Annotated in this window: 24 protein-coding genes; 19 read left to right on the top strand and 5 right to left on the bottom strand. The window is 68.4% G+C overall.

Features of this window, described 5'->3' with window-relative positions; genetic code table 11:
• Window positions 1-12 precede the first annotated feature (12 nt).
• Window positions 13-771 carry a hypothetical protein gene (locus ACYVD1_RS14855; protein WP_460772504.1) on the top strand — a complete coding sequence of 253 codons (759 nt, stop codon included), beginning with the start codon at window positions 13-15 and terminating at the stop codon, window positions 769-771.
• 121 nt (window positions 772-892) lie between these two features.
• Window positions 893-1,255, top strand: coding sequence for an SSI family serine proteinase inhibitor (locus ACYVD1_RS14850; RefSeq protein WP_460772502.1), 363 nt, complete (start codon window positions 893-895; stop codon window positions 1,253-1,255).
• A gap of 45 nt (window positions 1,256-1,300) precedes the next feature.
• Here the strand turns inward: ACYVD1_RS14850 and radA are convergent, their stop codons facing one another.
• The gene (radA, locus tag ACYVD1_RS14845) at window positions 1,301-2,683 is read right to left on the bottom strand and encodes a DNA repair protein RadA (RefSeq protein ID WP_460772500.1); all 1,383 of its coding nucleotides are present in this window, start codon (window positions 2,681-2,683) and stop codon (window positions 1,301-1,303) included.
• A 184-nt stretch (window positions 2,684-2,867) separates the two neighbouring features.
• On the opposite strand from radA, the gene ACYVD1_RS14840 reads away from it, so the two are divergent.
• The 12 genes from ACYVD1_RS14840 to ccsB all read left to right on the top strand — a co-directional run bounded on the left by ACYVD1_RS14840 (window position 2,868) and on the right by ccsB (window position 16,123).
• Complete coding sequence (locus tag ACYVD1_RS14840) at window positions 2,868-3,818, top strand: SGNH/GDSL hydrolase family protein (protein WP_460772496.1); 951 nt, start codon at window positions 2,868-2,870, stop codon at window positions 3,816-3,818.
• A 221-nt stretch (window positions 3,819-4,039) separates the two neighbouring features.
• Window positions 4,040-4,633 (top strand): C40 family peptidase, encoded by a 594-nt coding sequence (locus ACYVD1_RS14835; protein WP_460772494.1) that lies wholly within the window; start codon window positions 4,040-4,042, stop codon window positions 4,631-4,633.
• Window positions 4,634-4,827: 194 nt separating this feature from the next.
• Complete coding sequence (locus ACYVD1_RS14830) at window positions 4,828-5,763, top strand: sugar phosphate isomerase/epimerase family protein (RefSeq protein ID WP_460772492.1); 936 nt, start codon at window positions 4,828-4,830, stop codon at window positions 5,761-5,763.
• Window positions 5,764-5,895: 132 nt separating this feature from the next.
• Window positions 5,896-6,690 carry a pyrroline-5-carboxylate reductase gene (proC, locus tag ACYVD1_RS14825; RefSeq protein ID WP_460772490.1) on the top strand — a complete coding sequence of 265 codons (795 nt, stop codon included), beginning with the start codon at window positions 5,896-5,898 and terminating at the stop codon, window positions 6,688-6,690.
• A 568-nt stretch (window positions 6,691-7,258) separates the two neighbouring features.
• Window positions 7,259-8,797 carry a tetratricopeptide repeat protein gene (locus ACYVD1_RS14820; protein WP_460772487.1) on the top strand — a complete coding sequence of 513 codons (1,539 nt, stop codon included), beginning with the start codon at window positions 7,259-7,261 and terminating at the stop codon, window positions 8,795-8,797.
• Between the two features lie 195 nt (window positions 8,798-8,992).
• On the top strand, window positions 8,993-10,153 hold the full coding sequence (locus ACYVD1_RS14815) for an acetoin utilization protein AcuC (RefSeq protein ID WP_460772631.1): 1,161 nt from the start codon (window positions 8,993-8,995) through the stop codon (window positions 10,151-10,153).
• Between the two features lie 229 nt (window positions 10,154-10,382).
• Entirely contained in the window at window positions 10,383-11,180 is a 798-nt protein-coding gene (locus ACYVD1_RS14810; RefSeq protein WP_460772485.1) for a phosphatase, read from the top strand.
• Window positions 11,181-11,440: 260 nt separating this feature from the next.
• Complete coding sequence (locus tag ACYVD1_RS14805) at window positions 11,441-11,644, top strand: helix-turn-helix domain-containing protein (protein ID WP_460757847.1); 204 nt, start codon at window positions 11,441-11,443, stop codon at window positions 11,642-11,644.
• A 304-nt stretch (window positions 11,645-11,948) separates the two neighbouring features.
• A complete protein-coding gene (locus ACYVD1_RS14800) occupies window positions 11,949-12,689 on the top strand; it encodes a TlpA family protein disulfide reductase (RefSeq protein WP_460772483.1) in 741 nt (246 codons plus the stop codon).
• Window positions 12,689-13,510, top strand: coding sequence for a cytochrome c biogenesis CcdA family protein (locus ACYVD1_RS14795; RefSeq protein WP_460772481.1), 822 nt, complete (start codon window positions 12,689-12,691; stop codon window positions 13,508-13,510). Before ACYVD1_RS14800 ends, ACYVD1_RS14795 begins: the two co-directional genes overlap by 1 nt.
• 1 nt (window position 13,511) lies before the next feature.
• Complete coding sequence (gene resB, locus ACYVD1_RS14790) at window positions 13,512-15,131, top strand: cytochrome c biogenesis protein ResB (protein ID WP_460772479.1); 1,620 nt, start codon at window positions 13,512-13,514, stop codon at window positions 15,129-15,131.
• Window positions 15,128-16,123, top strand: coding sequence for a c-type cytochrome biogenesis protein CcsB (gene ccsB / locus ACYVD1_RS14785; protein ID WP_460772476.1), 996 nt, complete (start codon window positions 15,128-15,130; stop codon window positions 16,121-16,123). The genes resB and ccsB overlap by 4 nt, the downstream gene beginning before the upstream one ends.
• Window positions 16,124-16,171: 48 nt before the next feature.
• Here the strand turns inward: ccsB and ACYVD1_RS14780 are convergent, their stop codons facing one another.
• A complete protein-coding gene (locus tag ACYVD1_RS14780; RefSeq protein WP_460772473.1) occupies window positions 16,172-17,167 on the bottom strand; it encodes a LacI family DNA-binding transcriptional regulator in 996 nt (331 codons plus the stop codon).
• Window positions 17,168-17,402: 235 nt separating this feature from the next.
• On the opposite strand from ACYVD1_RS14780, the gene ACYVD1_RS14775 reads away from it, so the two are divergent.
• Complete coding sequence (locus ACYVD1_RS14775; RefSeq protein WP_460772471.1) at window positions 17,403-18,737, top strand: pectate lyase family protein; 1,335 nt, start codon at window positions 17,403-17,405, stop codon at window positions 18,735-18,737.
• A 234-nt stretch (window positions 18,738-18,971) separates the two neighbouring features.
• Here the strand turns inward: ACYVD1_RS14775 and ACYVD1_RS14770 are convergent, their stop codons facing one another.
• Complete coding sequence (locus tag ACYVD1_RS14770; RefSeq protein WP_460772468.1) at window positions 18,972-19,325, bottom strand: PLD nuclease N-terminal domain-containing protein; 354 nt, start codon at window positions 19,323-19,325, stop codon at window positions 18,972-18,974.
• Between the two features lie 116 nt (window positions 19,326-19,441).
• Window positions 19,442-19,642, bottom strand: a complete 201-nt coding sequence (locus ACYVD1_RS14765) for a BldC family transcriptional regulator (protein ID WP_026116196.1) — start codon at window positions 19,640-19,642, stop codon at window positions 19,442-19,444.
• 412 nt (window positions 19,643-20,054) lie between these two features.
• On the opposite strand from ACYVD1_RS14765, the gene ACYVD1_RS14760 reads away from it, so the two are divergent.
• Window positions 20,055-20,495 carry a DUF4229 domain-containing protein gene (locus tag ACYVD1_RS14760; RefSeq protein WP_460772466.1) on the top strand — a complete coding sequence of 147 codons (441 nt, stop codon included), beginning with the start codon at window positions 20,055-20,057 and terminating at the stop codon, window positions 20,493-20,495.
• Window positions 20,496-20,610: 115 nt separating this feature from the next.
• Here the strand turns inward: ACYVD1_RS14760 and ACYVD1_RS14755 are convergent, their stop codons facing one another.
• Window positions 20,611-21,876, bottom strand: coding sequence for a hypothetical protein (locus ACYVD1_RS14755; RefSeq protein ID WP_460772463.1), 1,266 nt, complete (start codon window positions 21,874-21,876; stop codon window positions 20,611-20,613).
• 155 nt (window positions 21,877-22,031) lie between these two features.
• On the opposite strand from ACYVD1_RS14755, the gene ACYVD1_RS14750 reads away from it, so the two are divergent.
• The 3 genes from ACYVD1_RS14750 (at window position 22,032) to ACYVD1_RS14740 (ending at window position 25,011) form a co-directional block, all read left to right on the top strand.
• Window positions 22,032-22,742, top strand: coding sequence for a demethylmenaquinone methyltransferase (locus ACYVD1_RS14750; protein ID WP_460772460.1), 711 nt, complete (start codon window positions 22,032-22,034; stop codon window positions 22,740-22,742).
• Between the two features lie 442 nt (window positions 22,743-23,184).
• A complete protein-coding gene (locus ACYVD1_RS14745) occupies window positions 23,185-24,489 on the top strand; it encodes a geranylgeranyl reductase family protein (protein ID WP_460772456.1) in 1,305 nt (434 codons plus the stop codon).
• Between the two features lie 162 nt (window positions 24,490-24,651).
• Window positions 24,652-25,011 carry an NADH-quinone oxidoreductase subunit A gene (locus ACYVD1_RS14740; protein ID WP_460757866.1) on the top strand — a complete coding sequence of 120 codons (360 nt, stop codon included), beginning with the start codon at window positions 24,652-24,654 and terminating at the stop codon, window positions 25,009-25,011.
• Window positions 25,012-25,170: the final 159 nt, after the last annotated feature.

Genomic DNA, 25,170 nt, shown 5'->3' with positions numbered 1-25,170 from the left:
ATACTACGGCCCATGGCGTCAAGTACCGGACACCCAGCCCCCGTCAGCCGCGACACGTATTGGAAGCGACGGGCCTTCGTGTTGGCCGGTGTGATGCTGTTGCTCGCGCTGATCACGTATATGTGCCGCCCGTCTGGTGAGGAGGGTGAGCCGTCGAGCTCGCAGGCCGGTATGGAGGAGCCGGAGGCCTCTCCCAGTGTCCCAGCCGAGGAGCCCTCCGAGCCCGAAACCGAGGAACCGGAGGACGACCCGTCCGAAGAGGACGAGGACGACGACGAGGCCGATGAGGACGAGGAGTCGGACGAGGACTCCGAGGACGGCGATTCCGACGAGGGTTCGGCCGACGTCCCGGCTCCTGAGCGCCCCGAAGACACCTGCCGCCCCGACGACGTCGTCGTCACCTTCGAGCTGGCCGACAGCGACCGCGAGGTGTACGACGGCGGCTCGAACCCAGAGTTCAAGGTGACCGTAGTCAACGTCGCCGAACAGACCTGCACCGTGGACGTCGGCTCCGAGGCCATGGAGCTGCGTCTGCACTCCGGTGACGACCGGGTCTACTCCACCGCGGACTGCGCGGAGGGAGACGCCACGGAGGAGCGGCAGCTCAGTCAGGGACGCCCTCACGAGTACACCCTGACCTGGGAGCGGGACCGCTCCTTCACCGACTGCCGCGACAGCAGTGCCAAGGCCCAGGCCGGCTGGTACACGGCCAACCTGCACGGCGACCACGTCGGCAGTGTCGACCAGATCGTCCTCCAACTCCAGAACTGACCCGGACCCCGGGCGGTGTTCGCGCCGCGCGGGGTTCCTTTCGCGCAAACTCCACGACTCTTCGTCGTCGAGTGATTACCATAAGTCGCGAATCTGATTCCACAGTTGTTGGAGTGAACGCATGAGGAACATCCTCACCTGTGCCGCGGCCACCGCGGTCGCCCTGTCCCTGGCCGCCCCCGCGCACGCCTACGCGGAGAGTGCCCAGTACACGCTCCGGGTCGTCGACGAGACCACAGGGGAGAGCTCGTTGGCCGCGCTGGAGTGCGACCCGGCCGGTGGCACCCACCCCCGAGCGGAGGAGGCCTGCGAGGCGATCGAGGAGGCCGGCGGATCCATCGCCGAGGTCGACTCCTCCGGTGCACCCTGCACGATGATCTACCAGCCGGTCACGGTCACCTCGACCGGTTACGAGGAGTACGAGGAGACCTTCGGCAACGCCTGTGTCCTGGACACCACCAAGGGCGCGGTCTTCGACTTCTAGGGAGACCGCCCGCAGCCCATGGCCCCTGTTCCCGGCCGCCTGCGGCTAGCTTTCCGGCGTCTCCTTCTTGGTGCCCCGGCGACGCCGCCCCTTGACCCAGGCGAGTGCCTCGCTCAGTTCCTCCACCTCGTGTGTCCGGATGCCCGGGATCGGGTCGCCGAACGGCTTGGGAACGACCGCCTCGGTGAAGCCCAGGCGCTGCGCCTCGGCGACCCGGCGCCGAACCCCGTTCACCGCCCGGACGTCACCGGCCAGTCCGACCTCGCCCACGGCGATGAACCCGCTGGGAAGCGCGACGTCGTTATTGGACCCGGCCGCGGCCACGGCCAGGGCGAGGTCCACGGCGGGCTCGCCGAGTTTCACGCCGCCCACTGTCGAGGCGTAGACGTCCATGTTGGCCAGCTTCATGCCCGTGCGCTTCTCCAGCACGGCCAGGATCATGTTCACCCGGGAGGTGTCCAGGCCGGAGGTGGCCCGGCGGGGCGCGGGCAGTGGCGTCGGCGCCACGAGGGCCTGCACCTCGGTGATGAGGGGGCGGCGGCCCTCCAGGGTGACGGTCACGCATGTGCCCGGGACCGGGTCGGTGCGTTCGGTGAGGAAGAGACCGCTGGGGTCGGGCAGCCCGTAGATGCCCTTTTCGGTGAGTTCGAAGACGCCGATCTCATCGGTGGGGCCGTACCGGTTCTTGACCGAGCGCAGCAGGCGCAGCTGCGAGTGGCGCTCGCCCTCGAAGTGGAGGACGACGTCGACCAGGTGCTCCAGCATGCGGGGGCCGGCGATGGAACCGTCCTTGGTGACGTGGCCGACGAGGACGGTGGCGATGCCGCGTTCCTTGGCGATCTGGATGAGCGCGCCGGTCACCTGGCGGATCTGCGTGACACCGCCCGGGATCCCGGTGGCTTCCGGAGACACCATCGTCTGTACCGAGTCCACGATCAGCAGTCGGGGTCCGACCGCCTCCACGTGGCTGACCAGTGTGGCCACGGACGTCTCCGCGGCGAGGAAGAGCTTGTCGGAGAGGGCTCCGAGGCGCTCGGCGCGCAGTCGGACCTGTCCGGCCGACTCCTCACCCGTGATGTAGAGGACGGGGCCCGCGGCCGCGCGAATCGCGGCCACCTCCAGGAGGAGGGTCGACTTGCCCACGCCGGGCTCACCGGCGAGCAGCACCACACCGCCGGGCACCGCGCCACCGCCCAGGACCCGGTCGAGTTCGTCCAGCCCGGTGGGGACCGCCTCGGCCGTCTCGACGCTGATCTCGGTGATGGGGCGGGCCCGGGAAGTCACGGGGGCCGCCGCGACGGCCGCGGCTGCGGGCGCTCCGGCCTCCTCGACGGTGCCCCAGGCCTGGCACTCGCCGCAGCGCCCCACCCATTTGAGGGTGCTCCACCCGCACTCGGCGCACCGGAACGAAGTCTTCGCTTTTGCCATGGCCGCCACGCTAGCGCTTCCAGAGGACAGTTCTGGTGGCACCTCGTGGTGCTGGTGGGGGCACAAGAAAGTTACCTACGAGTTAGGTCACTTGTTTCGTCAATCATGTTAGAAGGTCTTCAGGGAGCTGCTCCCTAGGGTCCGAACACTCCGATGCCCCGCTCCTTGGAGAGAGGAAACCCGCGTGTCCCGTACACACCGGTCCCACGCCAGCCCTCACACCCCCGCCGGCCCCAATTCCCCCCACCGCCACGACCGTTCCAGCGCACTGCGCCGACTCGCACGCCGCACCGCCCCGGTGGCCCTCACCGCCCTGGGGATCTCACTGGCCGCCGCGCCCGCGGCCGCGGCGGAGGCCGAGACCGCCGAGTCCGCGGAGTTCGAGCACTACGTAGCACTCGGCGACTCCTTCGTCGCCGGCCCCATGGTCAGCGAGCGGATGCCGCTCCTGGGCTGCATGCAGTCCGACGTCAACTACCCGAAACGCCTCGCCGAGGAGATCGGGGTCGCCGGGATCACCGACGTGAGCTGTTCGGGCGCGGTGATGAACGACTTCTACGAGGACCAGTTCGACGACACACCGCCTCAGCTGGACGCCCTCCGGCCCGAGACCGACCTGGTCACGGTGGGGATCGCGGGCAACGACTTCGGTTTCTCCGAGGTCCTCATCGAGTGTGCCTCGCAGAGCCTGGGCAACCCGGTGGGGAGCCCTTGTGCGGACCACTACGGCGACGAGCTCGACGAGCGGATCGAGGGCCTGCGGGAGGAGGTCTCCGGTGTCTACGCCGACATCGCCGAGCGCAGCCCGGACGCCAGGGTCCTCAGCGTGGGGTACCTGCAGATCCTGCCGGAGAGTGGCGGCTGCTGGCCCAGCACGCCCATCGCCCGCGGCGACGTCCCCTTCCTCGATGAGGCGCAGACGGCGCTCAACGCCATGATCGCGGAGGAGTCGGAGGCCCACGGTGCCGAGTTCGTCGACACCCTCGAGCGCGGCCACGACGTCTGCGAGGGCTCCGACACCCGGTGGGTCGAAGGGCTGATCCCGGAGGACGGTGCGCCGGTCCACCCGAACAACCTGGGGATGGCCGCTACGACCGATTTCGTCCGTTCCGCCCTCGGCGTCCCCTCGCCGTAGCGCTGGGTGTTCGGCCTCGGCGGCGGATGGTTGCTTAGTGGTTCGCTGACCGTTTTGTTCGTCGAGGTCAACCAGTCTTTACCGTCTTTGGATACCGAAACCGCTACGGAGAGTGACTTCAAGTGATGTCTGTGTGACGAATGGTGGTGAGTCGGCGGCCAGGGGACCCGCGTCACGGAGGCGCGGACTGCCCCGACAGACCATGCAGGGAGAACTTCGTCATGCGACTACCGCGACATCACGAGCAAACACGGGCCTGCTGTCCCACCTCGGACCCGGGGCGGCAGGCCTCGCCCACTCCGTCGCGTCGCCGTACGCCGCGCACACTCGCCGTCGCCTTCTTCGCGACGGCCGCCCTGGCCGCAGGGGGAGCACCAGCCCTCGCACAGCCCGCGCACACCGCTCCGGCCGCGGCCGAGAGCGCACAGAGCGCCGACCGCGTTCACCTAGCCCTCTCCTCCGCCACCATCGAGAAGGCTATCGGCGCCGCGGAGGCGCAGAAGGGTAAGCCCTACGCCTGGGGCGGGACCGGCCCCGACTCCTTCGACTGCTCCGGCCTGGTGCAGCACGCCTACGGTGAGGCCGGGGTGGGTCTGCCCCGGATCGCGCAGGACCAAGTCAATGCCGGTAGCCGGATCACCTACGCGAACGCCGAACGCGGTGACCTCCTCTACTGGACCGACGGGGGCGGTTACGCCTACCACGTCGCGATCTACCTCGGGGGAGACCGCATGATCGACGCGCCCAACTCCGGGGGCTCCATCGCGGAGCGGGACGTGACCCGCCACAACCTCGCCGGTGCCGTACGGCTCTGACCCGGCACCGAACCAACGCGCCACGGCGCCCCACGACACTTCGTTGGCCGGCCGCTTCCTCCGTGACCCGGGGGAGCGGCCGTCTTCGTGTCGCAGGGGGTGTGCGGCAGGGGAGCGGTGCGCGGCCCCGCGCGCCACGCCACGGGCGTGAAGGCGGGCGCCACAAGTTCACGCGAAGCGCATAGGCTGGATCCGTGAGCCCTATCCAGGTCCCAGACGCGCCCGTGGTCCTCTCGTCGGCGTCGGTCTACCCGGAGAAGACCCCGGCCGCCTTCGAGATCGCCGCGAAGCTGGGGTACGACGGTGTGGAGATCCTCGTATCCTCCGACCCGGCCAGCCAGGACACCGAACTCCTCCGGCGCCTCTCGGACTACCACCAGATGCCCGTCACCGCAGTCCACTCTCCCTGTCTCGTGCTGACCCAGCGGGTGTGGGGGCGTGAGCCCTGGGGCAAGCTCCTGCGCTCCAAGGAGATGGCCGAGGCGCTGGGCGCCAAGGCGGTCGTGGTGCACCCCGCCTTCCGCTGGCAGCGCGAGTACGCCCGGGACTTCGAGAGCGGCGTGGCCCGCATGCAGGACGAGACCGACGTGGTCTTCGCCGTGGAGAACATGTATCCGGTACGGGTGCGCGACCGCGAGGTGGTCCCGTACGCCCCGAGCTGGAACCCGCTCGACCGCGACTACCCCGACGTCACCCTCGACCTCTCGCACACCGCCATGTCCGGGTCCGACGCGATGGACATGGCGAAGCGGCTGGGCAACCGGCTGTCCCACGTGCACGTCACGGACGGGCTCGGCGGTCAGAACCTCGACGAACACCTCATCCCTGGCCGTGGCACCCAACCCGTCGCCGAACTCCTCGAGCACCTTGCGGGCACCGGTTACGAGGGCCAGCTCGTTCTCGAGGTGAGTACCCGGAAGGCCCCCGACCGCCAGGCCCGCATGCGGGAGCTGGCCGAAGCCCTGGCCTTCACCCGGCTGCACTTCGCGCAGGGCCCCGCGGTCCCGGAACCCGCCATGGGCCGCCGCGAGCGCATCGCGCTGCTCCGCAGGCGGCCCCAGTCCCCTCCCCGGCGCTTCTCGGTCGACCCCGCCGGATCGGTCGACGAGGGGTCACGCGACAAGGATTGACCGCCCAGGACTGACCGGCAGGGATGTCGACTGAGAGATGCGCGGTGACAGTGCCGCTGGGGCGACGCGCAGCAGGGTAAGTGTCCGCCGAACATGCCCTAGCGTGGAGGGGAGCCGCAGAGAGGACCCCACATGATCGCGATCATCGGCGCAGGAAAGATGGGCGAGGCGCTGCTCGCCGGGCTGTTGGCCCAGGGCCACACTCCGGAGGGCGTCCTCGTCTCGGAACCGCGCGAGGAGCACGCCGAGGAGCTGCGCGGCCGCTACGGGGTCGAGACGGTCCCCGCGGCGGACGCCGCCAAGCGGGCCGACACCCTGCTGCTGGCCCTGAAGCCGCAGGACATGCTCGCCCTGCTCGACGACATCGCTCCGCACCTGTCCCGGGAACACCTGGTCGTCTCGGTGGCGGCCGGGCTGACCACTGTCGTCTTGGAGAGCCACCTGCCCTCGGGGACACCGGTGGTGCGCGCGATGCCCAACACCCCGGCGCTCATGGGCAAGGGAATGACCGCCGTCTCCGGCGGGGCGCACACCGGACCCGCCCATCTGGACCGGGCGGAGCAGCTGCTGGGCACGGTCGGCGAGGTGATCCGGGTCGGCGAGCAGCACATGGACACGGTCACCGCCATCTCCGGCAGCGGGCCAGCCTACTTCTACTTCATCGCCGAGACCATGATCGAGGCGGGCGTGGCGATGGGTATGCCGCGTGTCACAGCTCAGCGGCTCGTGGGGCAGACGATCACCGGCGCCGCCGCCATGCTGGACGGGTCGGGTGAGCATCCCGTCGTCCTGCGCGAGGCGGTCACCTCACCGGGCGGAACGACGGCGTCCGCCCTGCGTGAGCTGGAGCGACACGGTGTGCGCACCGCCTTCACCGACGCGATCGAGGCCGCCCGGGACCGGAGTCGGGAGCTTTCCGGGAGCTAACCCCCCGGAAGTGTGGTGTAGATCACTGAAAAAGTTCGCATCGCTCATGATCACGGGCCCCGGACACGGCGTCACACCGGGTGAATAAGGTCGGGTTAAGGGATTTCTCCCCTGATATCCCACCTGTGTACGTTTTCCCATCCTCTGATTCCGGGGCCTCATGACTTCTCCTCAACCCCCTTCGGACCCGTCCCGTCCTCCTGATGAGCCCGGGCCTGCCGCGACGCCGCCCGGCCCCCCGAGCGGTCCGCAGAGTCCTGTCGGGGGTTCATCCACGGGAGGCAACCCCGTAGCCAACAACCCGTCTGGTGGTCAGTCCCCGGTCGGGCCACCCCTTGGTGGAACCCCGTCTGGTGGTCAGCCCCCGGTCGGGCCACCCCCCGGTGGCCCGCCTCCGGGTGGCCCGCCTCCGGGTGGCCCGCCTCCGGGTGGCCCGCCTCCGGGTGGCCCGCCTCCGGGTGGCCCGCCTCCGGGCGGAATGCCCCCCGCTGGAGCCCAGTCGGGAGGTATGCCTCCGGGTGGTCCGCCCCCGGGCGGAATGCCCCCCGGTGGCCCGCCGCCTGGAGGTATGCCTCCGGGTGGTCCGCCCCCGGGGCAGTTCGGCGGTCCCCCGCCGCCCCTGCCCCCGCTGGGCCTGTTCCAGTCCAAGTCGGGCCTGCGCGCGGCGCTCCTGAACCTGTCCGGTGTCGGCGCGGGCTTCTTCTACCTGCGCAACTGGCTGTTCTTCGGGATCAATCTGGCCGTCACCATCGGCCTGCTGGTCACCGCCGCCTTCATGGGTGCCGCGGACAACCTGGTCGTCTGGGCCCCATCGCTCCTGGCCTGGATCCTGGTCACGGCGGCCGTCGGCCTCTTGGTCGGCCGCCACTACGACCGGAAGCTCCTCGCCCGAGGCGAACAGCCGTCCGCCAAGCCCATGCCGCTCATCCTTGCGGCCTGCCTCGTCCTGGCGCTGATCGTTTCGCTCACCGGGGTCTGGCAGACCGGGGAGTGGCGTTACCGCGTCGCCGAGGCCGCGCACACCAGCGGCGACTGCGACACCGCGATCGACGGCTATGAACAGGTGGAGAACGGCTTCCAGCTCTCCATGTCCCCCGCGCTCATGGAGCGGGCCCGTTCCGGCGCCGAGGCGTGTGAGATCCTGCGCCGCGCCCAGTCCGACGTGGCGAACGAGTCCTACGACCACGCCCTCGAGTCCTACAGCGACTACTTCGAGCACGCCGGCTCCCGCTGGGAGGACACCGACGGCAGCATCGCCGAGATCCACCTCGACTACGCCTCCCAGCTCGCGGACGAGGCCGACCAGGCCTACAGCGGTGACGTGACCGAGGACGTCGAGGCGACCTTCCGCCAGGCGCAGGAGACCTACACCTCCGTCGCCGAGGACTTCTCCGAGACCCCCTCGGCCGAGGAGGTCCCGGACGCCCTGACCGACCTCTACGACCTGGCCACCGGCGACTACGCGAACGAGAGCTGGTGCTCGGCCTTCGACCAGATCGAGATGTTCGACGGGCTCAGCTGGGACGAGGCCCCCGACGTCGTCGACCGCATCGAGGAGGAGCGCCCCGACGCTGCCCTCAACTGCGGTTGGGCCCAGGTCGACTCGGGTGACTACGAGGGGGCTGAGGAGAGCACGGACTTCCTCACCGCCGAGTACCCGGACCACGAGGCCGACGACGTCGAGGACCTGGTCAGGCACACCGGAGCCGGGCATATGGAGGACCAGATGGACCTCCAGACCACCTTCGGTGAATCCTCGATCGAGGACATGAGCCCTTACAGCACCGGCGGCGGAGACAAGGTGACCATCGAGTTCACCAACCATTCGCCGGACGAGATGCACTTCATGTTCGTGGGTCCGGACGCGGTGCACGGTGAGGAGTTCACCGACCCCTGTGAGGACTGCTCGGTCCTCAGCTCGCCGCCGTCCGACAACTCCTGCTTCGACGACGGCCACGTCATGGAGGTCGATCTGGACCCGGGCGAGTACCGGATGATGATCACCTCGACCGAGGGCGGCTTCCTGAACCAGCCCTTGCACGGAACCAAGGAGCTGAAGGCCGGGGAGACCTACCGGTCCTGCTACTTCCAGACGGAGAACGAGTAGCCAGTGGAAGCGGTACCGCCTCGGAGGTGGTACCCGCGGCCCCGGAGGGAAGCCCCTCCGGGGCCGCGGCCGTTCCAGCGGGGCACCCCCCCGGGGTTCTGCCCGCGCGCCGGTTTTGCGTACTGTGTGCTTCGGAGCACACACACCTGGAACGGGGGTCACCACATGGGAGGGCGCACGTCCTGCTCGCTTCGGGTGGCATGGGACGACGGACTCACCGCCTACGACTTCGGGCCGCAGCACCCGATGGCACCGATCCGAGTCGAGCTGACCATGGCGCTCAGCCGTGAGTTCGGCGTGTTCGACGGAACGGGGGTCGACCTCATCGACGTCGAGCCCGCCTCCGACGAGCTCCTCTCCCTGGTGCATGATCCCGAGTACATCAAGGCGGTGAAGCGGGCCGGGCAGACCCTGGAGCCCGACGACACACACATGCTCGGGACCACCGACAACCCCGTGTTCCCGGACATGCACGACGCCTCGGCGCTGATCGCCGGAGCCTCCGTGTCCGCGGCCGAGGCCGTGTGGACCGGACAGAGCGCGCACGCCGCCAACATCGCGGGCGGGCTGCACCACGCCATGCACGGCAACGCGTGGGGTTTCTGCGTCTACAACGACCCGGCGCTGGCCATCGCCTGGCTCCTGGAGCAGGGCGCCAAGCGCGTCGCCTACGTCGACGTGGACGTGCACCACGGCGACGGCGTCCAGAACGCCTTCTACGACGACCCCCGGGTCCTCACCATCAGCCTCCACGAGTCGCCGGTGACCCTCTTCCCGGGCACAGGCCAGGCCTCGGAGGTCGGCGGACCCGGCGCCGAGGGGTACGCGGTCAACGTCGCCCTGCCCGCCGGTACCGGCGACACCGGTTGGCACCGCGCCTTCGACGCGGTCGTGCCGCCGCTGCTGCACGAGTTCCAGCCCGAGATCCTGGTGACTCAGCAGGGCTGCGACACACACGCCCTCGACCCCCTGGCCAACCTGACGCTCAGCGTGGACGGCCAGCGCCGTGCCTACGAGGAACTCCACAAGCTGGCACGCAAGACCGCGGGCGGCCGCTGGCTCCTCTTCGGCGGTGGCGGCTACGGCCTCGTCCACGTCGTTCCGAGGGCCTGGACCCACCTGCTTTCAGAGGCGGCCGGCGCCCCCATCGACCCGGACAGCGAGACTCCGCAGGGCTGGCGCGACTTCGTGCGCGAGCGCACCGGTGAGCTGGCCCCGCTCTACATGACCGACGGGCGCGAGGTCTCCTTCACCCCCTTCGAGCACGGTTACGATCCAGGTGACCCTGTCGACCGGGCCATCCACGCCACCCGTACCGCTGTCTTCCCCAGCCACGGGATCGACCCGACCCTCTGAACCGTCACCCCGAACCGACCGTGAGACCAGAATCTCCGCTTTGCCGACTCCTCATCGGTAGACCGACGTAACTGGCGCGGGTCACACAGTGGTCAATTCTTCGCGATGATCGCGTGGTGCGCGCCAAATGGGTAGGACGACGGTGAATGCCGGGAGAACAGGAGCAGGCGTCGTGGTGGCTGCACGGCGTGTCGTAGGCTCGCTGCCCAGGAGAGGAAGGGGAACGCAGGTGACGCCGCCGACACGCGCTGAACTCATCACCTATCTGGTTCGCACGGGGATCGCGGGGCATGTCGACACCCCACGGCAGAACAACCTGCGGCACTACCGGAGGCTGGTCCAGAAGGACCCGTACCACCAGTTCGGGTTGACCTTCGGGAACGACTGGACATTCTCTGAAGTCCTCGGCCTGATGAACAAGCGCTGCGGCGTCGTGGACGACGAGGAGTACGTCTGGGGAATCGACACGATCGACCCCGACCTCACCATCGACGCACTGGAGGCCTTCGCCGACCGGCTGGCCCTGGCCGCCGAACGCCGGGAGAGTATCCTGTTCGCCACCGGCCACCCGCGAAACCTCCTGGAGACCTACCAGGTCTGGAAGGACGCGCTGACGGCGCGCGGGTGCAGGGTTCTCACCGCGGCGGGCGGCTACTCCTACGAGGTGACCACTGAGCGGCCCCCGAACCGGCGGATCGTCGTCTGGCAGGACGACGTGGCCATCGTAACCGACGGGCACCTCCCTCGGCACAGCCACCACCCCTTCGCGATGCGGGCTATCCTCAGCGGTCTCACCGACCGTGGTGAACCATGGCCGCAGTTGGTCATCGCGGACCACGGGTTCGCGGGGGCGGCAGGGGAGGCCGGGGTGCCCACGATGGGCTTCGCCGACTGCAACGACCCGGCGCTCTTTCTCGCCGAGCACGAAGGAAAACTACTGGTCACGGTGCCTTTGGACGATGGCTATCTGACCGAGGACTACGCTCCGCTGCGCGATTACGTTCTGGCGCGGGCCGACCTACTTTGAGCAGGGCAGACCATTTATACCCACCGTTAAACATCATCTGCCCCGCAGTCAACGCATAGCCCCGAAGACAGCCCAATCGACCTTCCATAGACGGGAACTCGGCTCTACTCTGAAAACGGACGTGTCAGTAGTGACAGCATGACACGCTGGCGTGTCGGTGGGACGGGCGCGGGTTTGCCGGGGTCGCCCAACCACCGGGAAGGCACGCCAGGGCTGAACGGTAGACAAATGCTCACGTCCGGGAATGAGGGCGTCGAAAGATGAACGGGAGCAAGCCGCCTCTCGAAGAGGTCAGGTTCTTGACCGTGGCGGAGGTCGCCACGATCATGCGTGTGTCCAAGATGACCGTTTACCGAATGGTGCACTCGGGAGATCTCCCCGCAATTCGCGTGGGACGTTCCTACCGGGTCCCCGAGCGGGCCGTGCACGACTACCTCCGCGAGGCTTTCGTCGAGGCTGGTTGACCAGGCCGGGCCGGACCCGGGTGCGGGGCGACACGCCCAGCGCCCGGTCCGCCGAAACCGGGGGGCGGTGATTCCCCACCATCGCCCTGCCGGGGCTACCCTTCCCCGCCACTGGACAGTTCCCGTCACGGGACATCCCCGACCCGGGCTTCTTCCCGTTACGGGGCACCCCTGCCATGGGGCACCCCTCACCCGGGCCTAACGCTCCTTGGCGTGGGGTGGCGAAAGGGTCTCCAGGGCATCTACTACACTTTGTCGTTGTTGTAGTCCGCCCTGTTCACACCCCGTTCGCGAGGTCCCCTCGATGCCCAGTACCAGCACAGGTACGCGGCGCCGCCGTGCCGTGCCGCCCTTGTCGGCCGCCGCGCTGGCCGCCGTTATCGCCCTGTCCGGTTGCGCCGGCGGCACCGAGATCGAGTCCGGTGACGAGGAGGACCGCTTCATCGCCGGCGACGGCAGCGCCACCGTCTTCGAGGCCGGAGAGCGCGACGCCGCCCCCGACGTCACCGGGACCACCTTCGACGGTGACGAGCTCTCCCTGAGCGAGTACGAGGGCGAGATCCTCGTCCTCAACGTGTGGGCCAGCTGGTGCGGGCCCTGCCGTGAGGAGCAGCCAGTCCTGGACGAGGTGCACACCGAGTACGGCGAGCTCGGCGTGGACTTCCTCGGCGTGAACATCAAGGACAACGAGACCGCCGCACTGGCCTACATCGACAACGGCGACATCCTCTACCCGAGCCTGAACGACCAGCCCGGCGAGGTCCCGCAGGCCTTCCGGGACACCGTCCCACCGCGCGCGATCCCCAGCACCCTGATCATCGATCCTGACGGCGATATCGCCGCCCGGGTCATCGGCCCTACCACTTACGGGCAGCTCACCGACCTCATCGACCCGCTGGTGGTCGAGTTCGACTTCGGTGACCCCGAGGACCGGCCGCGCGTCTCCGAGGAGGAGGGCTACGGTGACGCCGACGACGGTGACGATGAGGACACCGCGGACGAGGACACCGACACCGAGGGCGACTCGGGTGGGGACGGCGACTGATGGACCCGATCGGCACCACCGTCCTGACCGGCTCGCTCCTCCTCGCCGCGCCCCTGGCCCTGGCCGCCGGGCTGGTCTCCTTCCTCTCCCCGTGCGTGCTTCCGCTGGTCCCCGGCTACCTCTCCTACGTGTCCGGCATGAGCGGGTCCCACGTCCGAGAGGGCGGGGAGGGCGCCTCCGGTGAAGGGGGAACGACCACGGCCACCCGCACCGTCGCCGAGGTCGACGCCGAGCTCGCCCAGCGCCGGTGGACGATGGTCACCGGCAGCATCCTGTTCATCATGGGCTTCAGCCTCGTGTTCATCGCCGTCGGCGGGTTCATCGGCTGGCTCGGCGACCTCTTCATGGACTACACCGACCCCATCACCCGGGTGCTCGGTGCGCTCACGATCGTCCTCGGCCTGGCCTTCATGGGTTTCATGCCGGGGCTCGGCCGCGAGTTCCGTTTCCACCGCCTGCCCCGCGCCGGACTGGCCGGGGCGCCCCTGCTCGGCGTGCTCTTCGGCCTAGGCTGGACCCCGTGCATCGGACCTACGCTGGCCGCTGTGCAGACCCTCGCCTTCGTCGAAGGGGGCGCGGGCCGGGGCATGCTCCTGTCTCTCCTCTACTGCATCGGCCTGGGGCTGCCGTTCATCCTCGCCTCGCTGCTCTACCGGCGCGCGCTCAACGCCTTCGGCTGGCTCAAGCGCCACACCAGAACGGTCACGGTGTTCGGCGGTGTCATGCTCGTCATCGTCGGCCTGGCCATGGTGTCCGGGCTCTGGACGCAGTTGATGATCGTCATGCAGGGCTGGGCCGCCAACTTCCAGACGGTGATCTGATTTGACCACGAGCACGTCCGAGAACTCGGAGAAGACGACCGCGGGGAAGGAATCCGCTCAGGGGCCCAAGGGCCTTGGCATCGTGGGTTGGGGGCGCTGGATCTGGCGCACGCTCACGTCGATGCGCACCGCCCTGATCCTGCTCTTCCTGCTGGCGGTGGGGGCCATCCCGGGTTCCTTCCTGCCGCAGAACGTGGTCAGCGTCGACGAGGTGAGCACCTTCTTCCGGGAGAACCCGGAGCTGGCTCCCTGGCTGGACCGCTTCTACCTCTTCGACGTCTTCTCGTCCCCTTGGTATGCGGCGATCTATCTGCTGCTCTTCGTCTCGCTGGCCGGGTGCGTGATCCCGCGCGCCATCGTCCACGCCAAGGCGATCAGGGCCCGGCCGGTGCGCACCCCGCGCAATCTGGGACGGATGCCCTACGTGGCCCGCTTCAGCACCGACGCTGAGCCCGAGGCGGCCCTCTCCGAGGCCCGGAAGGTCCTCAAGGGGTACCGCACGGAGCGGTACGGGGACTCGGTATCCGGTGAGACCGGCTACCTGCGCGAGTTCGGGAACGTGCTGTTCCACCTCGCCCTGCTGGTCCTGCTGCTGGCCTTGGCCGCCGGTGCCTTCTTCGGCTACCGGGGCAACATGCTGATCGTCGAGGGCGACGGGTTCGCCAACACGCTGCCCTCCTACGACGCCATCTATCCGGGACACTGGGCCAACACCGACGAGTTCGAGCCCTTCACGATGCACCTCGACAACTTCGAGGCGACCTTCATCGACGACGGCGACCTGCGCGGCCAGGCGGAGTCCTACGTCGCGGACATCACCTACAAGGATTCGCCCGAGGCGGAGGAACAGCAGCACGAGCTCGAGGTGAACCACCCGCTGAGCGTCAACGGGGTGCAGGTCTACCTGCTGGGCCACGGTTACGCACCGGAGTTCCAGGTGCACAACGCCGACGGCGACCTGGTCTTCGACCAGGCGGTACCGTTCCTGCACCGGGAGACCATGACCTACACCTCCGACGGCGTCATCAAGGTGCCCGACACCGGAGGGGAGGAGCTCGGCTTCGTCGGGGTCCTCCTGCCCACCGCGGGGGAGGACAACGATGGCGAGCTGGTCTCCACGTTCCCCGGGGCCGAGGACCCGATGGTGACCCTGGAGGGATACCGGGGCGACCTGGGCATGATCGACCCGCAGTCGGTCTACCAGCTCCAGACCGAGGGGATGGAGGAGATCGGGGAGTCACCCGTGCTGGCCGTGGGCGACAGCTGGGAGTTGCCCGACGGGGCCGGAACGGTCACCTTCACCGGGGTCAAGGACTACGTGTCCCTGCAGAGCAACCGGGACGGTGCCCGACTGCCCGCGCTGGGCGCGGCCACCGCCACCGTGGTCGGTCTGCTCCTCACCCTGTTCGTGCGCCCCCGCCGCGTGTGGGTCCGAGCCACGGAGGACGAGGACGGCAGGACCCGGGTCGAGCTGGCCGGACTCGGCAAGACCGAGGTGGCCGGAAACAACCAGGAGTTCCACGAGATCACCAAGCAGCTTGCCGGAAGGCTCCGGAACGAGTCCGACGACAATCCCCACACCCCATCCGACCCTTCGACGACAAGAGGGAGTGACCGGTGACGTACACACTCGCCGGACCGGTGGACGAGACGATGGCGTCGGCCAGTGACACGCTGATCATCGCGATGATCGTGACGTACGCGGCCGCACTGTTCCTCTTCGCCATCGAAGCCGCCTACGGACGACGCACCAGACTCAAGGCCGGTCGGCTCATGCCGGTCGGTGCCGGAGCTTCCGAAAGCGCGGACGGCGGAGACATCGAGGTCAACGTCCGCACCACCGAGGGTGAGGCCCACGCCTCGCAGAGCGTCTTGGGCAAGATCGCCCTGGGCGTGACCGCTCTGGGCTTCCTGTTCAGCCTCGCGCAGATCATCGCCCGCGGCCTGGCGGCGGGGCGCTGGCCCTGGGGCAACATGTTCGAGTTCGTCGTGGCGATGTGCCTCGTGGCCGTCGGCGGGCTCCTCTACGCCGCCTGGCGCTACCAGGCCCGCTTCCTCGGCGCCTTCGTGCTGGTGCCGGTGCTGCTCCTGTTGGGTATCGGTGTGCGCTGGCTGTACGTCGACCCGGGCCCGCTGATCCCGGCCCTGCAGTCCTACTGGGTGCCGATCCATGTCACCGCGGTGATCATCGCCGGCGGGGCGTTCATGGTTTCCGGGGCGGCGGGCATCACCTATCTGGTGGCGCACCGCGCCGAGGCCAAGAAGGCCTTGGGGGACAAGGTCGCCGGGATCTCCGGGCGCCTGCCCAGCCCCGAGCTGCTCGACCGCATCTCCCACCGCTTCATCCTCTTCGGCTTCCCCCTGTGGACCTTCGGCGTCATCGCCGGTTCCATCTGGGCGGACGAGGCCTGGGGCCGGTTCTGGGGCTGGGACCCCAAGGAGGTCTGGTCCTTCATCACGTGGGTGATCTACGCGGCCTACCTCCATGCCCGTGCCACCGGGGGCTGGCGCGGCCCGAAGGCGACCTGGATCAACGTGATCGGCTTCCTCACCGTCATGTTCAACTTCTTCGCCGTGAACTACATGTTCAGCGGCCTGCACTCCTACGCGTAGGCAGGGCCTGGCCCGGGGCGGTCGACCGGACCGGCCCCGCTCCCCGCGTTATCCGACCGCGCCGTCTTCCCTGGGCGGCGCGGTCGAGTCGCGTACGACCAACCTGGTCTCCAAGGAGACCGTGCCCGGTGTGCCGCCGTCGGCCACGGCCTGCAGCAGGAGGTCCACCGCCCCGCGTCCGGCGGCCGCCACGGGCATGTCGACGGTGGTCAGGGCAGGGCTGGAGTAGCGGGCGACGTGGCTGTTGTCCACACCGACGACGCTGAGGTCGCTGGGGACGGACAAGCCCAGTTCGGCGCTGCCCTGGGCCAGGCCGAAGGCCACCAGGTCGTTGTGGGCCAACACGGCGGTCGCTCCGCTCGCCACCACCTCCGCCGCGGCGGCGCGGCCGCCCTCCTCGGTCGGCGGGTTGGGGCCGATCCGCTGGAGGAGGACACCGCGGTCGTCCGCGAGCCCTTCGGCCGCCCGCTCGATCTCTTTACTGGTCCAGGCGGTCCGGGGGCCCGTCACCAGGGCGATCTCCCGGTGGCCCAGGTCGAGCAGGTGGTCCACGGCCCGGCGGGCGCCGCAGCCGACGTCCATCAGGACGCCGGAGACACCCGGGAGCCGCCGGTTGACGACGACCAGCGGAAGGTCGCGCGCGAGTTCGGTGATGGTGCGATTGGTCAGCCGCGGTGCTACGAGGAGGGCGCCGTCCACCTGCTGGGCCATGGAGCGGACCAGCTCCTCCTCGGCCCGGGCCTGCTCGTCGGTGTCGGCGATGAAGACGTGGTAGTCGCGCTCCCTCGCCTGGGCCTGGGCCGCCTTCACCAGGGGTGGGAAGAACGGGTTGGCGATGTCGGCGACGATCAGCCCGAGGTTGCCCGTCCGCCGTGTGGACAGTGCCCGCGCCGCCCGGTTCGGCCGGTAGCCGAGCTGGTCCGCAGCGGCCAGCACCCGGGCGCGGGTGTCCGGATTGACGAGGTGGGCCGCGGAGAAGGTCCGGGAAACGGTGGAGACGTGGACCCCGCTCACCCGCGCGACATCCCTGATGGTGACTGTCAAGGGGTCTCCGTTCCGCTGACGGTTGCGAGTGACACGAGAGTACGGCAACCGTTTGTTGACTATCAGGGTGGGTCGAACCCTGCGTGTTTTATTCTATTATCTGATTATTTGCGTGGTTTTCCGGGCCTTTTCCGAAGAAGTAACCGGAAGGAGGGTTGACGTAGATGCGGTTGCTCCGAGAGATTCTTGCAAACGTTTGCAATTCCGTGCTCAACCCCCCGAAGGAGCAGACGCCATGCGAAGGTTCGTCCCGCCCCGGACCGTCCCGATCCTGGCCCTGGCGGCCGTGATGGTCGCCGCCACCGTGGCCCCCGCCGGAGCAGACCCCGACGTCGATCCGCGCGGTATCGCCCGGGAGACCCTGGCTGAAGGCGACGGCTGGGGCTCAGCGGGGGAGGGCACGACGGGCGGTTCCGAGGCCGAACCGGAGGACGTCCACGTGGTCTCCACCATGGAGGAGTTCCGCGAAGTGGTCGGTGACCAGGACGACGACACCCCGAAGATCGTCTACGTCGAGGGCCACATCGACGGCAACACGGCCCCGGACGGTACTGCTCTGACCTGTGATGACTACGCACAGGACGGCTACAACCTGGACGACTACCTCGCCACCTACGACCCCGATGAGTGGGGCTGGGACGACGTCGAGGGTCCGTTGGAGGACGCCCGGCTCGCCTCCGCCGAGGTCCAGGCCGAACAGATCCAGGTCGAGGTCGGCTCCAACACCACCGTGGTGGGTATCGGTGACGAGCCCACCCTCAGCGGGGTGAACCTGCTGGTCCGGGACGTGGACAACGTCATCCTCCGCAACCTGCGCTTCTCCGACACGCACGACTGCTTCCCCGGCTGGGATCCCGGGGACGGTGACAGCGGCAACTGGAACTCCGAGTACGACCAGGTGGAGGTCTCCGGCTCCACCAACGTGTGGGTGGACCACAACACTTTCGACGACGGGGACAACCCCGGGACCGAGCTGCCCGAGTACTTCGGCCGCAAGTTCGAGGTGCACGACGGACTGCTCGACATCGTGCGCGCCGCCGACCTGGTGACGGTCTCCCGGAACCACTTCGACGGGCGTGACAAGGCGATGCTGCTGGGCAACGACGACAGTGCGACCGGTGACCGCGGGTACCTGCGGGTGACCTGGCGGCACAACCACTTCGACGGACTGGGGGAGCGGGCACCGCGCGTCCGCTACGGCCAGGTGCACGTGCACAACAACTACTACACGGTGGAGGACCCGGACCTCTACGGCTACAGCCTCGGTGTGGGGATCGAGTCGCACCTCTACGCGGAGAACAACATCTTCGACCTGCGCGACGGGATCGAGGCCGGCGAGCTCCTGTACAACTGGGGCGGCACGGACATCGTGGAGCAGGGGAATGTGCTGCTGGACGAGGGCCAGGGGCGCCTCGACGAGGTCGACCTCGTCGCCGAGCACAACGCCCGGTTCCCGGACGGCGAGCTCGGGACCGAACTGACCTGGGTGCCGCAGCTGGTGAACGAGGTGGAGCCGGTGGAAGCGGTCCGCGGTCTGCCGCGGAGCGTGGGGTCCGGGCTCCTCCTGTAGGTCCCGGTGGCGCCCTGGGCCCCGCTCCCCACAGATCCCGGTTCCTGTGGGGAGCGGGCCTGGGAGAGCCCCAGGTGGTGCCCTGGAGAGCGGTGAGACGACGGTGGGGCCGTACCCGAACGGGTACGGCCCCACCGCGCGTGGTCTGTATGAAGTCCCGAGGAAGCCCCAACCGGCCGTACGCACTCAGCGGTACCGCTGAGGCGCACTGCTCAGCTGTTCGGCCCGGCCGGATCACTCATCCGGGTCGATCCGCCGCTTGAGGTGGCGGAGGAACTCGGGGTCGTCGTCCGGGCCCAGCGGGTGCGGGCTGTCCGAGGGCTGTGCGAAGTCCGACGGGTCAAGGTCGTCCGCGGACGCGGCCTGAGCCGGGGAGGGCGCGTCTCCCTGGACGGCCGAGGGTTGGCGCGGACGGCCGAGGAAGAGCCACAGGATCGAGCCCACGGGCATGAACAGCGCGATGACGACCAGCCACAGGACTTTGGGCAGGTTCCGTATTTCCTGGGCAGGACTGGTCAACGCGTCGAAGAACGCGTACACCCATAGAACGATCGATACGAGCGTGATCAGGCCACCAAGCCACACCATGGTTCCAGCCTAACTCTTGCTGTCGACTCCCCACAGCCGAAGGCACCGGCCCAGGGGTGCGGGAGGCCGCGCGGATCGTCGGGTCCGGGGCCGTAGAAGACGTGCTGAACGGTCCGTCAGGTGGTGCTCTCGCTCGGTTCCCCGAGTAGGAGGGCACGCACCTCGGACTCCCGGAAACGGCGGTGCCCGCCGGGGGTCCGAATGCTGCTGATACGCCCGGAGGCGGCCCAGCGGGTGACGGTCTTGGGATCAACCCGGAAGAGTGAGGCCACTTCCCCGGGGGTCAACAGGCGTTCGCTTGCTCGTTCCACCTTCACATTCCCCCAATCGTGCCCGCCTGGAGTGAGGGGGCGGCGGGCGTTTGATCCCCTAGTGTGCACGAGTTGGTCCGTTTCCTCCCTAGTTTTCGGAGAAATTGCGGTGTTCGGGGGAGGAGTGGGAGATATGTGATCGGAACGTGATGTTCGGGCCCTGCTGTCGGGATTGGAAACATCCCATGACTATCTGAATCCGATGCCTTCCGCGTCCGGTCTGGCCTGCGCCGGGGCGCGGGCCGCCCTGGTGCGCACCGGCCGGGGCGCACCCTTAACCTGGGGGTAAGGACTGCCTGAAGCGGGACGCCACCCCTTCGGCCGCGGTCGCACGACTCGGCCGTCCACGTGCGGATCATGCGTGGATGGGTGTGCTGACCAATCTAGTGCAGGTAATCGTCTGTTGTGAGGCTTTTTGATGCGTAGCTGGCTGACCTATACCGCCGCCCGCCTGGCGCTGTTCGGCGCCGCCTTCGGTGTCGTCTACCTCTTCGGTGCGCGGACGTGGCTCGCGCTCATTCTCGCGTGGGTGCTCAGCGGCCTCGCCTCCTACGTTCTGCTCTCGAAGTGGCGCGACCAGATGTCCCAGTCCGTCGTCGACTGGTCCAAGAAGCGTCAGGACGAGTCCGTGGGCGACCGTTTGGTCGGGGGCGCCGCGCGCGAGGACGAGATCCAGGACGAGCTCCTGCGGGCCCAGGGGGCGGAGGCCGAGGCCGCCGAGGGGGAAGGTTCGGAGGAGTCCGCGAAGGACGCCGAAAAGGGGACTGGGAAGGACTCAGCCAAGGCGGACGAGAAGGCGGCCCCTCAGGGGGCGGAGGAGCAGGCCGCGGAGACGGTCGCGGAGGAGTCCAAGAAGTAGTGAACGGGGTGGCTCCGCCTTCGCGGAAACCACCCCCTACTGCCGCTCTTCGCTCTCTGTGAGAGATGGGCCCAAGGCCGCCCTCGACGGCCTGCCCGAGTGTCTGTTCGGGTGCCTATGAGGCCGGGAACATCCCCAGGCGCGCCCGGTATTCGTCGGCGAGGCGCTCGGTGTCGCTCCCGACGTACAAGCCGTCCGAGGTCGCGTGCAGGGCCTCCACGCCGTGCCCGCGGGCACGGCCGGGGTTCCACTCCAGGGCCCGCCCGGTCTCCGGGTCGACCGCCGCGATGCCCTCGCGCTCCACAGAACCCGGTCCGGGGTTGAGGGCGCCCTGCTCGTTGTCCATCCAGCGCTGGTGCCCGCCCACGTAGACCGCGGACGAGGTGACCTCGACCGAGTACAGGGAGTCCCCGCCGGTCAGGTTGGTCCATGTCGGTTCGGAGCCCGGGGTGTCGGTGTTCTCGAAGCGGGCCGTGGACTTGCACAGGCCCGGCTTCACCTGCGGACCGCCCGCGGTCACCACGGCGAAGTAGGAGCCGTCGGGCGCGAACGACATCTGCCGCATGTAGGTGTGCATCGGTGAGTAGTCGCAGGGCGCCTCGTAGGCGGAGGTCGACCACGGGGTGGGCCCGCCGTCCGCGGTGTCGATCATGGCGATCTGGTAGCGGTCCTCGCCGTCGACCTTGGTGAAGGTCCCGTTGATCGCCAGGCGCTGGCTGTCCGGGCTCAGCGCCAGTTCTTGGACGCGCAGAGTGCCGCGGCGCTGCTCGGAGATGGTCGGGGTGAAGTCGGCGTCGACCTCACCGGTGGCGGCGTCGATCCGGGCCAACCCCGTACGTTCCTGCCCGTTCACGCCGGAGAAGTTTCCGCCGAGGTAGACGTCGGCCCCGTCTCCGGCGAGCCGGTAGACGTTCCCGTCGTCCACCGAAGCGTCGAACTCGCCCACGCTCCGGCCGCTGGTCGCGTCGACCCGGGCGACTCCCTGGGTGGCCTCGCCGTTCACCCGTCCGAAGTGGCCGCCGAGGACCACCGTACCGTCGGGTCCCTCCGCCAGCGACGTGACGACCCCGTCGACCGACGGGGCGAAGTCCTGGAGGACCTCGCCGGTGCCGTGCTCGAAGGCGAACAGGTTCCGCCGCACGTGCGTGTTGCTCTCGTCGGGGTCGGCCACGCGGTTGAACTCGCCGGCGACCAGGACGGTGTCGTCGAGGCGAAGGATGTCCTTGATCGCCCCGTCGAGCACGTGCGGGGTCCATTGGGCGGGCTGTTCGCCGACGACGCCGTCGTGGGGTGCCGCGGCTGCGGGTGGGGCGAGGGCCGCCATCGGTATCAGAAGCAGAGAGCTCATCGTCAGGGCGACGGACGATCGGGCCGGTTTCACGTGACTCTCCTTGGGCGCGCGGTGTGAACAGGTGCGGAAAATACATTCTTGCACGGAGTTGCTTTTTGACTACTGCAAGTGACTAAAAGTCCGTCCTCCGTCTCTCTGTCCGTCCTTGGGCCGCGCCGCTGTTCCGGCCCCATTAGGCTGTTTCCATGACCCGCGCGAAGCTCGACAAGAAGCCTCAGGACGTCGCCGCGATGTTCGACGGCATCGCCGACAACTACGACCTCGTCAACGACGTCATCTCGCTCGGCCAGGACCGCGTCTGGCGGCGTGCCGTGGTCAACGCGGTCGACGCGCACAGCGGCGAACTGGTGCTCGACCTCGCGGCGGGTACCGGTACCTCTTCGGAGTCCTTCACTAAGAAGGGCGCGCGCGTGATCGCCTGCGACTTCTCGCTGGGCATGCTCCGCAACGGCGCGGAGCGGCGCGGTGGCGCCTCGCGTGCCGGTGTGACGTTCGTGGCCGGGGACGCGCTGTCCCTGCCCTTCGCCGACGAGACCTTCGACGCGGTCACGATCTCCTTCGGCCTGCGCAACGTCGCCGACGTGGACCAGGCGCTGCGGGAGCTGATGCGGGTGACCAAGGTCGGCGGCCGCCTCGTGATCTGCGAGTTCAGCCACATCCCGGTGGAGTTCGTCGACAAGCTCTACTCGACCTACCTGATGGCGGCCCTGCCGAAGATCGCGGGCGCCTTCTCCGGACGCAGCGAGGCCTACGACTACCTGTCGGAGTCGATCATGGCCTGGCCGGACCAGGCGGAGCTGTCGAAGTACCTGCAGGGTGCGGGCTGGTCCAGGGTGGCGTGGCGCAACCTGACGCTGGGCACGGTGGCCCTCCACCGCGGGTATCGGGAAAAGTAAAACCCGACATACCGCCCACAGTGGGCAATACTTCGCCCAAAAGTAAAAACTCTCAAGCCCCGGGGAACGGACCGTTCCCCGGGGCTTTCTTGTTACTGGTGGGTCACTTGTGTTGTTCGGGCGATCATGAGCTGCATGTTTGTCGCTGAGTAGCCACATTGAGGCAAGTGTTGTGCCTTATGGGCGCTATATCCGATTTCCGGAAGAAGGCCCCCCGGGGGTCGCCTCTTGGCTCCGAAGGGTCTAGACTGCGGAAAAGTGGCTTGTGAAGTCCTTCACAAATACACGAGGCATAGCCCACTAGGGTGTGTTCGGTGAGCACGCCCTAGGCCCAAGTTGGTTATGTCGAAGTCCCAAACCGCCCCATGACATCCCCCGTGAGCGGGTCGACCCCGCACTGACCCGCCACGGAAGCACCGCGCGAGTAGTCGAGGACACATCCGTGAGCGAGACAGCCACCTCCTCTCCCAGAGGCCGGGAACGGATCGAGTACGACGCCGACGTCATCGTCGTCGGCGCTGGCCCTTCTGGCTCAACCACCGCCTACTACCTGGCCCAGGCCGGGCTTGACGTCCTCCTCCTGGAGAAGACCTCCTTCCCCCGGGAGAAGGTCTGCGGCGACGGACTCACCCCCAGAGCGGTGAAACAGCTCACCGCCATGGGGATCACCTTCGAAGACGAGGGGTGGGTCAAGAACCACGGCCTGCGCATCGTCGGAGCCGGAGTCCGCCTGGAACTGCCCTGGCCCGACCTGGCCGCCTACCCCGGATTCGGTCTCGTGCGCACGCGCCTGGACTTCGACCAGATCGTGGTCGAGCGGGCCGTGGCCGCCGGAGCCAAGCTCCTGGAGCGCACGACCGTCACCGGTCCACTCATGGACGAGCGCAGCAACCGCATCGTCGGGGTCCGCGCCAAGAACGCCGACCGCGAACCCGTGACCTTCCGGGCGCCGCTGGTCGTGGCCGCCGACGGCAACTCCTCACGGCTCTCCGTCGCGATGGGCATCCGCAAACGCGACGACCGGCCCATGGGCGTCGCCGTGCGCACCTACTTCGAGAGCCCTCGGCACAAGGACGACTACCTGGAGTCCTGGCTGGAGCTGTGGGACCGCAGCGGCGACAAGGACGTGCTCCTGCCCGGGTACGGGTGGGTCTTCGGCGTGGGCGACGGCACCAGCAACGTCGGCCTAGGCATCCTCAACTCCACCACCTCCTTCCAGGACGTCGACTACCGCAAGCTCCTGCGCCGGTGGACCGACTCCATGCCCGAGGAATGGGGTTTCACCGCGGAGAACCAGAAGGGCAGCATCCGCGGCGCAGCGCTGCCGATGGGCTTCAACCGGGTCCCGCACTACTCGCGCGGGCTCATGCTGGTCGGCGACGCCGGAGGCATGGTCAACCCGTTCAACGGCGAGGGCATCGCCTACGCCATGGAGGCCGGGCAGATCGCCGCCGACGTGATCGTGCAGGCGCACGGCCGCACGACCCAGCAGACGCGTGAGCGCGCCCTGCTGCACTACCCGGATGTCCTGGCGGACACCTACGGCGGCTACTACACGCTCGGCCGCTACTTCGTGAAGGTCATCGGCCAGCCCGAGTTCATGAAGTACGCGACCAAGTACGGCCTGCGCCAGCGCACGCTCATGAAGTTCGCCCTGAAGATGCTCGCCAACCTCACGGAGCCGAGTAACGGCGACGCAATGGACCGGGTCATCAACGGGCTCCGCAAGATCGCGCCCGCCGCTTAAGGGAAGAACGCGCGTGGTCGGACCGCCGACCGATTCCCGGTGCCTTTCCCGGGAGCCGGTCGGAGCGGTCCGGCTGCCATAACAAGAAACTCTCACGTGAAAACGTTCACAAGACTGCCGGTCGCGCGCTCCGACCAGCCAAACAGCGGAGGAGGGTGAGCCGTGGAGCTGTACACACCGATATTCGTGCTCGGTGGGATCGGCGCCGCGTTCGTCGTGGTGTCGATGGTCGTTGGCGCGATCATCGGCCCCAAGCGCTACAACCGGGCCAAGATGCAGGCCTACGAGTGCGGTATCGAACCCACTCCGCAGCCGGCTGGCGGCGGCCGTTTCACCGTCAAGTACTACATGACGGCGATGATGTTCATCGTCTTCGACATCGAGATCATCTTCCTCATCCCGTGGGCCGTGCACTTCGACGCCCTGGGCTGGTTCGGCGTGATCGCGATCATCCTCTTCCTGGTGAACGTCTCCATCGCCTACGCCTACGAGTGGCGCCGCGGAGGCCTCGAATGGGACTAGGACGTGTTCGGCGGACACTTACCCTGCTGCGTGTCGCCCCAGCGGCACTGTCACTGCGCATCTCTCAGTCGACAGCCGAACCCGGGCGGGCCCCCGCTGTGCGATGCTGCCGAGCTTGCGAGGCAGCGCACAGCAGGGGAACTCCTTCTTCGGCCTTGT

It is taken from the genome of Nocardiopsis nanhaiensis (assembly GCF_054778635.1).
The sequence above is the reverse complement of the archived record's forward strand: the minus strand, read 5'-3'. Positions and strand labels throughout refer to the sequence as shown.

Bases quoted from the DNA above. Each gene is read 5' to 3' on its own strand.
- ACYVD1_RS14855 (WP_460772504.1), top strand. From the start codon at position 13: ATGGCGTCAAGTACCGGACACCCAGCCCCCGTCAGCCGCGACACGTAT.
- ACYVD1_RS14850 (WP_460772502.1), top strand. From the start codon at position 893: ATGAGGAACATCCTCACCTGTGCCGCGGCCACCGCGGTCGCCCTGTCC.
- radA (WP_460772500.1), bottom strand. From the start codon at position 2,683: ATGGCAAAAGCGAAGACTTCGTTCCGGTGCGCCGAGTGCGGGTGGAGC.
- ACYVD1_RS14835 (WP_460772494.1), top strand. From the start codon at position 4,040: ATGCGACTACCGCGACATCACGAGCAAACACGGGCCTGCTGTCCCACC.
- proC (WP_460772490.1), top strand. From the start codon at position 5,896: ATGATCGCGATCATCGGCGCAGGAAAGATGGGCGAGGCGCTGCTCGCC.
- ACYVD1_RS14820 (WP_460772487.1), top strand. From the start codon at position 7,259: ATGCCTCCGGGTGGTCCGCCCCCGGGGCAGTTCGGCGGTCCCCCGCCG.
- ACYVD1_RS14805 (WP_460757847.1), top strand. From the start codon at position 11,441: ATGAACGGGAGCAAGCCGCCTCTCGAAGAGGTCAGGTTCTTGACCGTG.
- ACYVD1_RS14800 (WP_460772483.1), top strand. From the start codon at position 11,949: ATGCCCAGTACCAGCACAGGTACGCGGCGCCGCCGTGCCGTGCCGCCC.
- ACYVD1_RS14795 (WP_460772481.1), top strand. From the start codon at position 12,689: ATGGACCCGATCGGCACCACCGTCCTGACCGGCTCGCTCCTCCTCGCC.
- ACYVD1_RS14775 (WP_460772471.1), top strand. From the start codon at position 17,403: ATGCGAAGGTTCGTCCCGCCCCGGACCGTCCCGATCCTGGCCCTGGCG.
- ACYVD1_RS14770 (WP_460772468.1), bottom strand. From the start codon at position 19,325: ATGGTGTGGCTTGGTGGCCTGATCACGCTCGTATCGATCGTTCTATGG.
- ACYVD1_RS14760 (WP_460772466.1), top strand. From the start codon at position 20,055: ATGCGTAGCTGGCTGACCTATACCGCCGCCCGCCTGGCGCTGTTCGGC.
- ACYVD1_RS14750 (WP_460772460.1), top strand. From the start codon at position 22,032: ATGACCCGCGCGAAGCTCGACAAGAAGCCTCAGGACGTCGCCGCGATG.